Below are 12538 nucleotides of genomic sequence, written 5' to 3' on the forward strand. Positions count from 1 at the left end.
TTTCGTTATATTCGCGTTTCCGCTCTGCGCTTGCGATCCAGCAGCACGGTCAAGCTAAGCAGCGTGACGATGATGGTCGCGCCCATATCGGACAAGATCGCGATCCAAAGCGTCAGCAGCCCCGGAATGGTGAGCAGCAGGGCGATCAGCTTCAAGCCGAGCGCAAGCGCAATATTCGCCTTGATGATGCGGTTCACCTTTTTGCCGATCGAAATCGCTTCGGGAAGTTTGCCGAGATGATCTTGCATCAATACGATGTCCGCCGTTTCGATGGCGCTGTCGGTGCCTTTGCCCATCGCGATGCCAAGCCCGGCGGAAGCGAGAGCCGGCGCATCGTTGATCCCGTCGCCGATCATCGCCACTTGGCCGTCGGAAGCGAGCTCTTTGATTTTCTCCACTTTTTGCTCCGGAAGCAGTCCGCCGTAGCAGGAAGTAACGCCTACCGCTGCGGCAACCTTCTCGGCGGTGCGCTGATGGTCGCCGGTCAGCATGACCGTGCGGCGGATGCCGCTGCGATGAAGGGCGGCCACCGTTTCCGCGCTCTCCGGGCGGATTTCGTCGGCGATTCCGAACACGCCCAGTATGCCGTGTTCATCGGCGACGATGACGAGCGTCAAACCTTCCGCTTTCAACCTTTCGATATCTTTCCGCGCCGCCTGGCTTTTCGGAACGGATTCGACGCTTTTTTCATTGCCGAGATAATAGGTTCGGCCGTCGATCCGCGCTTCTATCCCTTGGCCGGACAAGGTACGAATGTCTTCCGGTTCGGCGGCGGCAGCCCCGACCTTCTCCACATGCTTCATGACGGCCTTTGCAAGCGGATGAGAGGACGTTTTCTCGATGCCCGCAGCGATGGAGTAGAAGCGCTCCTTGTCGTAAACGGCCGTTTGCTCGACATGCGGCTCGCCCAAAGTCAATGTTCCCGTTTTATCGAAGGCGAGCGTATCGATTTTGCCGAGCTGTTCCAGGAATACGCCGCCTTTGACGAGAATGCCGTTGCGCGCATTGCGGGTAATTCCCGACACGAGCGCGATCGGCGAAGATAAGATCAGCGCGCACGGGCATCCGACGATCAATACCGCCAAGCCTTGATAGAGCCATGTTTTCCAGTCGCCCCCGAGCAGCAAAGGAGGCACGAGCACGACCAATATGGCGACGGCGAGAATAAGCGGAGTATAATATTTGGCGAATCGATTGATGAATAATTCCGTCGGCGTTTTCGTTTCTTGCGCTTCCTCGACCAGATGCAATATTTTGGCCAGGGAAGAATCTTTGTACGCCTTGTCGATGCGAACTTGCAGCACTCCTTCGTTATTAATGCTGCCTCCGAATACGGGTTGTCCTTCCGCTTTATCTACCGGAAGCGATTCCCCGGTAATCGCCGCTTCGTTGACGGAACTGCTGCCCGCGATAACCGTCCCGTCGGAAGGAATTTTCTCGCCTGCGCGTACGAGCACGATATCCCTGATTTCCAGCGAGGAAATCGGGACGACCCGTTCCCGGCCGCCGGCGATAAGAACGGCTTCCTTCGGCGCCACTTGCAGCAGCGACTCCATCGAACGGCGCGCCTTTTCCATGCCCATGCCTTCAAGCAATTCGTTCAAGCCGAACAATATGGCGACCAGCGTCGCTTCTTTCCATTCGCCGATAAGCACGGCGCCGATGAGCGCGATCGTCATCAGCGTGTCGATATTGAACTTGAACCGCGCCAGATTGCGCAAACCTTTCATAAAAGTAACATATCCGCTGATTGCAATCGAAAATAAATACATCGCAATCGCCGCAACGTCCGGTATGAATTGCTGCAATCCGATCGCAAGAACGAATACGGCCGCAGCGGCGATAAGCAATACTTTCATTCGATTCGTCGATCCATGGCTATGATCGTGACCGTCGCCGGCGGAATGGTCATGCGCTCCGTTTTCGCCGGCATGGCTGTGCCGATGATGATGCCCGGCATGCTCCGGATGGGAAGCTCCGCCCGCGTAAGATTGATCGATATAAGCGCCGTCGCTGCGCAAAATTTGTTCAACCTCGGCGAGCGAAATATGTTCGTCGACCTTCAATTTGCCGGTGTTGTAACTTAATGTAGATCCTTCGCCGTGTTCCAGTTTTTGAATTTTTTGTTCCAGTTCGCGGGAACAGTTGGCGCAGGACAGACCTTTCACTCTGAATTCCAACATGCCGGTCCCTCATTTCAGTTGATAGTAGGTAGCTAATCGTGACAAGCGTGGTGAATCGCCTGCGACAACAAATCCATGACGTGTTGATCGTCATGGGAATAATACAACGTCGTGCCGGCCCGTCTGAATTTCACCAGCCGCAAGTTTTTCAAAAACCGAAGCTGGTGGGAAACGGTCGATTGCAGCAGCGACAGCTCATCGGCAATTTCGTTCACCGAGCATTCCTTTTGCGACAGCAAATGCAATATCCGGATTCGCGTCGTATCCGACAACGCCTTGAACGTTTGCGAAACCATAAACAACGTCTCGTCATCCAATGTTTCGCACGGTTGTTTCGTATCCCCTGTTTGCTCCATAAACGCACCGCCTAACATGATTATATGATTATCTATACATATATTATAATTCAATTGTCGAAATAACGCAAAGCATTTATGCCTATAAAATCGATTTTTTCGATTGATTTTATTCGCGCTTCCGCTCCCGTCTGGCAAATGTTAACGGCTCCCCCAATCCAATGATTAGATTCGCCCGGATTTTCTCATACTACATCTACGAAAGATTTGCAAAGGAGTGATTCGAGTTGCATCAAAAACTCACTCCCACATTATATATTCGCTTGCGAAAACGGGTGCGGGTGCGAAAAGGGGAAGCGATTATATTGGGGCAAATTGCGGAGTTGCTCACGGAACCGGAATATGAGGCGAAAATAAAAGATTTGGAGGTTTTCAGACCGAAGCGGCAAGACGGCAACATCGTGCTTGTCGATATGCTGCAGATCGTCCGCCTTGTAAAGGGCGTTGTCCCCGAGATGGCGGTGGAATACTTCGGCGAACCGCATACCTTGGTCGAAATCGGCGATGCCCCGAATCGCCCCAATATCGTTCTGTTTCTGCTTGTTTGGCTGCTGCTTTTTTTCGGTTCCGGTTTGGCGATCATGAATTTTCACGCCGATGTCAGCATGATGCCGGTTCAGCAGCGCATCGTCGAATTGATTACCGGCAAAAAAGACGAACATCCATATTTATTTCAACTCGCATACTCGCTAGGAATCGGCTTCGGGATGATCGTATTCTTCAACCATGTGTTCAAGAAAAAATTCAACGAAGAGCCGACGCCCCTGGAAGTGGAAATGTTTCTGTATCAAGAAAATTTGAATCAATTTGTCATTACGGAAGAATATTGCCGCTTGCATGAAAAAGGTGAACGGATTGACTGATTTACTGAAAACGGCTTTCAGCTCCTTTGTCGGTTTCGCGGGCGGAATCGCTGTGGGAGGAGGCATGGTGGCGCTGTTCGTCGTACTCGATATTATTCCCCGGTTGGCCCAATTGACGCGCTCGTACCATAAAGTGCATTGGTTCGAAGGAGCGATGGTCAGCGGGGCGCTATATTGGACGTTCGCCGACTTCTGGAATTGGATCGTGCCCTCCGGGCAGCTTGCAACAATCGCGGTTGGTTTGTTTCACGGCGTGTTCATCGGCATGCTTGCCGCGGCGTTGACGGAAGTGTTGAACGTTCTGCCGATCTTGGCCAAACGGCTTCATCTTATCCCGTACATGTTTGGACTGCTGCTGGCCATGGTCCTTGGAAAAATTGCCGGATCGCTGTTCGATTGGTTCGTTTATCATCAATAGTAAGGAGCATGCATCTTATGGATAAAGATACGACATCGCAAGATCAATACCGGGATACCGATCCGATTGCCGTCCTCGCATCGGGCGAGCATCCGGAGAAGGCCGGACCGGACGGCGAAAACAGCGAATTGAAGCGCAAAAGGAAAGAGGAGATCTCGAATTCGTTGGAGGAATCCGTCGTTTACTGGCAAGACACGGACCGGATTTCCAAAAAATTGGACGAATCGAAACGTACGTTAAAAGAAGTCGTCGGGCTCGACAATGCGTTCGACCTCGTCTTTCGCGAAATGACGTTCGGCGGCAGGCGGACCGGGTTGTTTTACGTCAACGGGTTTGCCAAGGACGACGTGTTGACCGAAATATTGAAACGTCTTACTTATTTGGATAAAGAGCAAATATCGGCCAATGCGATCAAAGCTTTCATGGATTGCTACGTTCCGCATATTCAAGTGGAGAAAGTGACGAAAATGAGCGAGGCCATTAATTACGTCCTGGCCGGCGGAACGGCGCTATTCGTCGACCAGGAGCAAGCCGCCCTCATTATCGACGCGAAGGTGTTCCCGAGCAGAGGGCCGGAGGAGCCTTCGCTGGAACGGGTCGTACGGGGCGCCCGCGACGGCTTTACCGAAACGTTGCTGACCAATGTCGCGCTCGTTCGGAGACGCATCCGCGATCCCGGATTGAAGCTGGAATTGGTTCAGGTAGGCCGGCGAACGAGAACGGACGTATGCATCGCATATATCGACGATATCGCGGATGGGAAATTGGTTGAGTCCGTACGAAGCAAAATCGAGAACGTGAATATCGACGGCCTGCCGCTCGCGGATAAACAATTGGAAGAAGCGATTATCAATAAAGGGTGGTTTCCGTATCCCCTTGTAAGATATTCGGAACGTCCGGATGTCGTAGCCTCGCATCTGTTGAGCGGTTGCGTCGTTCTTATGGTCGATACCTCCCCAAGCGTTATGGTCCTGCCCACCACGTTTTTCGATTTATGCCAACACGTGGAAGAGAACCGGCAGACGCCTTTCATGGGAACATACATGATGTGGGTTCGTTTCCTCGGCATCGCGGTCTCCTTGTTTCTGTTGCCGTTATGGCTTCTTCTCGCCACGAAACCGGGAATCGGGCCGGCGTTTCTGGAATTTATCGGACCGAATAAAACGGGGAAAATTCCGATCATCGGCCAATTTCTTATCGCCGACATCGGCGTGGACTTGTTGCGCATAGCCGCCGTTCATACGCCGACCCCGCTTGCGACGGCAATGGGCTTGGTCGCCGCCATTATGATCGGCGATATTGCGATAAAAGCAGGATTGTTTGTCAACGAAGTCGTACTTATGATGGCTGTCGCGGCCATCGGCATGTTCGCCACGCCCAGCTATGAATTGGCGCTCGCCAACCGGATCGTGCGGCTGGCGCTGCTGGTGGCCGTAGCGATATTCGGCGTGCCCGGCTTCGTGGTGGGAGTGACGCTGTTCATTCTGCTGCTCGCTACGCATCGGTCGTACAATTCCTCTTATCTATGGCCGTTTATACCATTTAATGCAAAGGCGCTGACAAGTACGGTTTTCCGCAAGCCGGTGCTCAATGTGAAGCTGCGGCCGAGTTTTAATAAAACGGACGATAGCACGAAAATGCCGCGGCGGGCCCGGAAATAAAAATGCTTGGTCAAAAAGTACAAACGAATTGTCGTTTAGTCCATTTCTCTGCTTTCTTATTTTTGGTATACTGAGTTGTAATGAACCGATCACAATGAGACTTATGCGTCCGCAGCGCGGGTGAACGGATAGACCAAAGAAAGTAGAGGAGAAACGATATGCATTTACATGGAACCAGCAAAATTAACGCAAGTGGACATTTGGAAATCGGCGGATGCGATGTTGCGGATTTGAAGGAGAAATTCGGCACTCCGTTATATATTGTGGACGAAGCTTTGGTTCGTAAGCGGTGCCGCGAGTATATCGAGGCGTTCCGCGCGTCCGGCTTGAAGTTTCAAGTCGCATATGCGAGCAAAGCGTTCTGCGTCATGGCTATGTGCCGCCTGGTCGAGGAAGAAGGCCTGTCGCTCGATGTCGTATCGGATGGGGAATTGCATACCGCATTGAAGGCGGGATTTCCGGTCGGGCGGATTCACTTCCACGGCAACAATAAGACGCCGGACGAAATAGAAATGGCAATCGACGCCGAAATCGGTTGTTTTGTCGTCGATAACTTTGTGGAATTGGAAATGCTGAATGCGATTGCGGGCGGGAAAGGCCGCCGCGTCAATGTTTTATTGCGCGTCACGCCGGGGGTTGAGGCCCACACGCATGAATATATTTCGACAGGACAAACCGACTCGAAATTCGGCTTCGATATCGGCAACGGCTCCGCGTTCGAAGCGGTGCGCCAAGCGTCGCAGCTCCCGCATATCGAGTTGCTGGGGGTTCATTCCCATATCGGATCGCAAATTTTCGAAGTTGAGGGATTCCAGATGGCGGTCGAGAAAGTCGCTGCTTTTGCGCGCAATGTATACGCGGAATTGCATGTCGCGATGAAGGTCGTCAACTTGGGCGGAGGCTTCGGCATCCGTTATGTGGACGGGGATACGCCTTTGCCGGTAGCGCAATATGTCAAAGCGATTACCGATGCCGTTAAACAGCATTTCGCAGGCGTCGGCGAAGCTTTGCCGGAAATTTGGGTCGAACCCGGCCGCAGTATTGTAGGCGACGCGGGAACGACGCTATATACGGTCGGAACGATGAAAGATATTCCGGGCGTGCGCAAATATGTGGCCGTAGACGGCGGGATGACGGACAATCCGCGTCCGGCTCTTTACGAATCCCGTTATGAAGCGCTGCTTGCGAACCGCGCCGGCGAACCGAACGAGGAGGTCGTCTCGATCGCGGGCAAATGCTGCGAAAGCGGCGACATGCTTATTTGGGATGTGGAACTGCCGAAAGTAGTCAGCGGCGATCTCCTTGCCGTGTCGTGCACGGGAGCTTACAATTACGCAATGGCGAGCAATTATAACCGGATTCGCCGTCCGGGCGTCGTGTTCGTCCATAACGGCGAAGCCGACATCGTCGTCAAACGCGAATCGTTCGACGATATCGTAGGCAACGATGTCGTGCCGGAACGGCTTCGGAAACAAGCGGTGGCGAAATAAAAGCCCTATGCGGGACTGCCTGCAGTCGAATGACTGTAAGGCAGTCTTTTTCGTTTTTGTTGACGACCGAACATTGTTCTGTTACAATTGATACCGAACGTTGTTCGGTTTGTGATGAAGGAGGAGATGGGATATGGCAGGTATTGCCGATCGTTCAACCTTGACGCTTTTAATGCGCGAGACGGAAAGGCTTATCGTAGAGAAAGGCTGCAAAAAAACGACGATTCGCGATCTGATCCAGGCCTCCGGAATATCGATGGGGGGCATTTATCATTACGTCAAAAGCAAGGAGGAGCTTTACGGCCTCATTTTGCAGGAGAAGATTCAACAGATCGACGAACGGTTTCACACCAAAGTGTGCGAGACGGAACTAGGCGAGCTTGACGGCCCGCTGCGGACGATCGTCGACGGCTTCTACGGCTTTATGATCGGGGAAGACAGGGTTTGCCGGGATATTCTGCTCTACTTGATCGGTTTTCAGGACGCTTCCGAAGTCACGCCCATACTATCCAAATTCCATGAAGCGTTGCTAGGCGCGATTGAACGTTGGATCCAAGTCGGGCAAGCCGCTTCGGCGATACCCGCGTCGATTGATGCGGCGGAGGTTAGTTCCGCATTGGCCACCTATTTGTTAGGGTTGCTTCTTGAGGATCGGCTCGGCTATGTCCGGACGGATGCGGACAAAACGTATGCTGCGATTTATCGAATGTTGAAAAGCCATATGTAAACGATAGGAGGAGAATAGGCATGCAGGATAAGGAATTGCACGTCGTATTCGGTGCAGGAGCGCTTGGCCAGGCGGTGATAAGCGAGCTTCTAGCGCAAGGCAAACAAGTTCGTGCCGTCAATCGGAGCGGCAACTTTCGCGACATTCCGCACGGGGCGGAAAGGCGGCAATGCGATGCGCGCGACGAGTCGGCGGTTCGCGAAGTTTGCAAGGACGCTACGGTGGTCTATCATTGCATGGGATTGCCGTATTCGGAATGGCAAGACGCGATGCCGGCCATGATGCGGGGAATGATCGAAGGCGCCGCGTCGGCGAATGCCAAATTGATTTACGCGGATAATTTATACGCGTACGGCCCGGTGCAGGGGAAAATTCACGAGGGGCTGCCTCGCCGGTCGGTCGGGAGGAAAACGAAGGTTCGCGGCGAAGCGGCGGATATGTTGATGGAAGCGCATCGAAATGGAGCCGTTCGGGCCGCTATCGGGCGCGGATCGGACTTCTACGGTCCGGGCGTACTCACCGCTGCATTGGGAGCGCAAGTGTTCGGCAACGCGCTTGCCGGCAAAAAGGCCGATCTTCTCGGCAACCCGAAGTTGCCGCATACGCATCTGTATATTCGCGACTTCGCGCGCGGACTGGCCGTCTTGGGGCGGCACGACAAGGCGTTAGGCCAAATCTGGCATATACCCGCCGCCGAGACGGTAAGCACGCATGAACTTGCGGAACGCATCTTCAAGCAACTGGAGATAGCGCCGCAGTACCGCATCGCAGGCAAAGGGCTGGTGTCGTGCTTGGCGCTGTTCGATCCGATGATGCGCGAAATGAAAGAAATGATGTATCAATTCACCGAACCGTTTATGGTCGATCACAGCAAATATGTGCGGGAATTCGGGCTCGATGTAACCCCGCACGATGAAGCGATTGCGGAAACGATTCGTTGGTACCGGAACCGAACATGACGACTCCGTCGTGTATTTGTAAAGATGATGCCGCCGTCGCATTTGTATAACCGTCCGATTCATAGTAAAATGTAGGCATTCACATTGTTAAAGGAGTGCTCTATTCATGGCAAAACAAGCGAAAATCAAAATGGCGAACGGTGCGGAAATCGTAATCGACCTTTTCGAGAAAGATGCGCCCAATACGGTAGCCAATTTTGAGAAATTGGCGAATTCCGGCTTTTATAACGGCTTGAATTTTCACCGCGTCATTCCAGGATTCGTTGCGCAAGGGGGTTGCCCGAACGGCACCGGCGCTGGCGGGCCGGGTTATACGATCAATTGCGAGATTAACCCGAACAAGCATGAACGCGGCACGCTGGCGATGGCGCATGCCGGACGCAATACGGGCGGAAGCCAATTCTACATCTGCTACCAGCCGCAGCCGCATTTGGACGGACAACATACCGTTTTCGGCAAAGTGGCCAAGGGGATGGAGCATGTCGACGCATTCCAAGGGCGCGACAAGATGGAGTCGGTGGAAGTATACGAAGTATAAGATGGGGCAAATTCCGCTTCATTAACGGTAAATTGTACCGCTAATTTCATGAATTGGCGGGTAGGGTTGAGAATTGCGCCAATTTCTGGAGCTAAATTCTAGCGGTTCGATCAAACTGGGTGATTTCCCGGGAATTAACGCCAAATTTTCGAGCTAGTAAGATTCAAGCTGAGGATTGTAGAGATATAACGCCGGTTTTTACCGTTCATGCAATGGCGTTGCATTGAGAAATTGTTATCCGGACCGTACGACCGTTATTTTGCGTCAAAACCGCTTATTCGCTGTTTCGGCGGGCATTGGTTCCGTTATTCGTTCGTCGCAGGGCTTATTTTTACGCTTTTGCAATGAATAAAGGATCATCTGTCCGCAAACTGGCCGAAATCGGGTCATTTGTCACAATTAGCGTCTCCTGTGTCCGCGAACTTGGAGAGCAGGGCGGTAGAAGTTAATGCAACGCCAGTGCCGTTCATGCTTCAACGAGCGGTTCTACAAACTGGTTTTGTGCATGGTTCTAAGCCCGGTTCTGTGTGCTGGTCTCATGATCGCCGCTATGAACCGGTTCTTGTGTGGGTGTAAGTCGGTGTTATGAACCGGTTCTTGTGCGAATGTAAGCACGGTGCAATTAACCGGTTCTTGTGCAGTTGTAAGTACGGTGTTATGTACTGGTTCTTGCAAGGTTGTGAATATGGTGCTATGTACTGGTTTGAATGACGGTTTTATGTACGTTTTCATGCACGGATTTATCTGCCGTACGGTTCACGTACCGGATTAAACGCGCTGTTGCGCGTTTTTCAATGGTCCGTTGCGCCGACCGCCGCGTAAACCGCTGGAGCGATTTGTCCGGCGGTTTTTCTTATGTTCCGTTTCTATTGTCCCTTGCCAATCTGCAGTAATCGGAATAGTAATAGATATGCTTTCGTTACAGGAAGGAGACAAAGAAATGGCAAATGGATGTAATGCGGTGAATTCCGGCGTTTGCTCCTTTGCGGAAGGGGCGAATACGACCGCGAGCGGAGTTGCCTCTCACGCGGAAGGCAGCGGCACCGTAGCGATAGGAACGGCTTCGCATGCCGAAGGGGTCGTCACGCAGGCGAACGCCGACTTCTCCCATGCGGAAGGGTTCAGCACGCGGGCAGGCGCGGCGGCCGCGCATGCGGAAGGCTCCGGCACCCTCGCCGGCGGCGGATCCTCGCATGCGGAAGGGGTGAACACGACGGCGAGCGGCGTGGCGTCGCATACGGAAGGCAGCGGCACGCAAGCGGCCGGCGCCAATTCGCATGCCGAAGGAGCGGCGTCGGTCGCCGGCGCGGATCACGCGCATGCGGAAGGCTTTAACTGCATGGCGATGGGCATTGCTTCGCATGCGGAAGGCAATGTTACCCAAGCGACGCAGATCGGGGCGCATGCGGAAGGCTCGGGCACGCTTGCCAGCGGTATCGTTTCGCATGCGGAAGGCAATATTACCGTGGCGAGCGGGGCGGCGTCCCACGCGGAAGGCGCCCGATGCGTGGCGAGCGGGCTGTCGTCGCATGCGGAAGGCGAGGGGAGCACCGCCGCAGGGGCGAACTCTCACGCCGAAGGAATTGGAACGACGGCCAACGGCGAAGGTTCGCATGCCGAAGGGGCGCTTACGGTGACCGCCGCGTTTGCCGCGCACGCGGAAGGGGCGAGCACGAATGCAAGCGGCTTCGCATCGCATGCTGAAGGAGCAAGCACGGTTGCAATCGGCGTAACCGCGCATGCCGAAGGAGCGGCTACGGTAGCCGGAGGCAACTTCTCGCATGCGGAAGGTTTCGATACGTCCACGGCAACGTTCGACAATTCCCATATTATGGGCCGGTTCGGCGATGCGAACGAGGCGAACTCCTGGTTCGTCGGCAACGGGACGGCGGCCAACGCGCGCGGTTTGGGGGCGAAATTCAGCGGTTCGACCGGCAATATGTTCGTGGACGGCGCTTATTTAAGCCCCGCGGCGGATTATGCCGAAATGTTCGAGACGGCGGACGGACAACCGATCGGTCCCGGATATTTCGTAACGCCCGCGCATGAAGACAAAATCCGCAAAGCGACTTCGCAAGACCGCTTTATCCTAGGCATCGTCAGCGGGGCGCCCAGCGTCGTCGGCAATAGCGCAGGGCTCAGTTGGCATCGAAGATATAAGAAGGACGAATGGGGCAGGAAACAGTATATCGAAACGGAGATGCAGGAAGTCTACGATCCGGAAGGAAACGTCGCCGTTCCAAGACGCACGATTCTCCATGCGGAGACCGATCCGGAATGGGATCCCGCACAACCTTATATTCCACGGTTCGAACGGCCGGAATGGGAAGCGGTCGGCTTGCTGGGACAACTATTGGTGAGGGACGACGGCACATGCGAGACGCACGGTTATTGCCTGCCGAACGACGAAGGCATAGCGACGGCGGCGCAAACCGGCTATTTCGTATTAAAGCGTACCGGCGCGAATCAAATTCTCGTCTTGTTCGTAACGGGCCGCGTGCCGTAAAATCGGCGTGCGGCTACACTTTGGAGTGCGTGAAATACGTATCCAATTCGCTCCGGATCAGGGACAGTTTTTTCTGAATATAGTCTTGCGGATCCGGAGTTTGAACGTCGCCCTTCAGTTCCTGCACTTTCATATCCGCGAACATGGCGGCGATGCCGCATAAATTGTCGACGATGCGCAGCAAGTTCGGATTGCCGTCCTGAGCATGCGTCATTAACATGACATGCATCTGGTCTAACTGGTTGCGAATTTTAATCGTCGTTCTTAAATCGAATTTCTCCATTCGTACCATCCTCTCACCTATGGCGTTTTGTAAAACCATATGTGCCGGGGCTTGGCGTTATGCGCTTCGCGGCCAGTCCGGAAATCGTATTTTTGCGATAGGAAAGACGATGGGCATAGCCGTTTGCATGATAAACGGTAGAACGGGGATGCGCAAGGATGAATATCCTTGCTTTTTCATTTTTTTAGTGCTACTATTCATACAAGATGTTTACTGGCAAACATCAATCCTTCGGGGCAGGGTGCAATTCCCTACCGACGGTGATACGCGATCCTTACGATTGCGTTCAGTCCGTGACCCGGCTCGAATCGAACGATTCTTGACGGTTGACTCGGTGCAAGTCCGAGACCGACAGTAACAGTCTGGATGGGAGAAGGAGACGCAGTGATTCAATTTGATATCGGTAGAGTCGTACTTTTTTTCACATGAAAAAATAGTGCTTATTTTTCCTGCGAAAGTTCGCCCTTTCTCAGGCTTGTTTGCACATGCGCTTATTTGATACCGGCTGCGTTTTTTGATTTCGTCCTACAAGCCCCTTTGGTAATGAGTGCCAA

General features: G+C 53.4%; 11 protein-coding genes and 1 riboswitch. Of the genes, 8 read left to right on the forward strand and 3 right to left on the reverse strand.

Going from position 1 to position 12538, the window contains the following annotated elements; all coding sequences use genetic code 11:
- Window positions 1-5: 5 nt before the first annotated feature.
- Both KQI79_RS18810 and KQI79_RS18815 read right to left on the reverse strand, forming a co-directional pair.
- Complete coding sequence (locus KQI79_RS18810; protein ID WP_216539839.1) at window positions 6-2183, reverse strand: heavy metal translocating P-type ATPase; 2178 nt, start codon at window positions 2181-2183, stop codon at window positions 6-8.
- Between the two features lie 32 nt (window positions 2184-2215).
- On the reverse strand, window positions 2216-2539 hold the full coding sequence (locus KQI79_RS18815) for an ArsR/SmtB family transcription factor (RefSeq protein WP_216539840.1): 324 nt from the start codon (window positions 2537-2539) through the stop codon (window positions 2216-2218).
- 227 nt (window positions 2540-2766) lie between these two features.
- On the opposite strand from KQI79_RS18815, the gene KQI79_RS18820 reads away from it, so the two are divergent.
- The 8 genes from KQI79_RS18820 to KQI79_RS18855 all read left to right on the forward strand — a co-directional run bounded on the left by KQI79_RS18820 (window position 2767) and on the right by KQI79_RS18855 (window position 11701).
- On the forward strand, window positions 2767-3402 hold the full coding sequence (locus KQI79_RS18820) for a stage V sporulation protein AA (RefSeq protein WP_216539841.1): 636 nt from the start codon (window positions 2767-2769) through the stop codon (window positions 3400-3402).
- Window positions 3377-3820, forward strand: a complete 444-nt coding sequence (locus KQI79_RS18825; protein WP_216539842.1) for a stage V sporulation protein AB — start codon at window positions 3377-3379, stop codon at window positions 3818-3820. Before KQI79_RS18820 ends, KQI79_RS18825 begins: the two co-directional genes overlap by 26 nt.
- A gap of 17 nt (window positions 3821-3837) precedes the next feature.
- Window positions 3838-5481, forward strand: a complete 1644-nt coding sequence (locus tag KQI79_RS18830) for a spore germination protein (RefSeq protein WP_253298260.1) — start codon at window positions 3838-3840, stop codon at window positions 5479-5481.
- A 158-nt stretch (window positions 5482-5639) separates the two neighbouring features.
- On the forward strand, window positions 5640-6971 hold the full coding sequence (lysA, locus tag KQI79_RS18835) for a diaminopimelate decarboxylase (RefSeq protein ID WP_216539844.1): 1332 nt from the start codon (window positions 5640-5642) through the stop codon (window positions 6969-6971).
- A gap of 133 nt (window positions 6972-7104) precedes the next feature.
- A complete protein-coding gene (locus tag KQI79_RS18840; RefSeq protein ID WP_216539845.1) occupies window positions 7105-7698 on the forward strand; it encodes a TetR/AcrR family transcriptional regulator in 594 nt (197 codons plus the stop codon).
- Window positions 7699-7718: 20 nt separating this feature from the next.
- On the forward strand, window positions 7719-8657 hold the full coding sequence (locus KQI79_RS18845; RefSeq protein ID WP_253298261.1) for an NAD-dependent epimerase/dehydratase family protein: 939 nt from the start codon (window positions 7719-7721) through the stop codon (window positions 8655-8657).
- A gap of 106 nt (window positions 8658-8763) precedes the next feature.
- Window positions 8764-9195, forward strand: a complete 432-nt coding sequence (locus KQI79_RS18850; RefSeq protein ID WP_216539846.1) for a peptidylprolyl isomerase — start codon at window positions 8764-8766, stop codon at window positions 9193-9195.
- Between the two features lie 940 nt (window positions 9196-10135).
- Window positions 10136-11701 (forward strand): peptidase G2 autoproteolytic cleavage domain-containing protein, encoded by a 1566-nt coding sequence (locus tag KQI79_RS18855; RefSeq protein WP_216539847.1) that lies wholly within the window; start codon window positions 10136-10138, stop codon window positions 11699-11701.
- A 13-nt stretch (window positions 11702-11714) separates the two neighbouring features.
- Here KQI79_RS18855 and KQI79_RS18860 read toward each other — a convergent pair whose 3' ends face one another.
- Window positions 11715-11984 carry a hypothetical protein gene (locus KQI79_RS18860; RefSeq protein WP_216539848.1) on the reverse strand — a complete coding sequence of 90 codons (270 nt, stop codon included), beginning with the start codon at window positions 11982-11984 and terminating at the stop codon, window positions 11715-11717.
- 223 nt (window positions 11985-12207) lie between these two features.
- A riboswitch (FMN riboswitch) is annotated at window positions 12208-12366 on the forward strand.
- Window positions 12367-12538: the final 172 nt, after the last annotated feature.

This window comes from Paenibacillus sp. MSJ-34 (assembly GCF_018918005.1).
Lineage (GTDB): Bacteria > Bacillota > Bacilli > Paenibacillales > Paenibacillaceae > MSJ-34.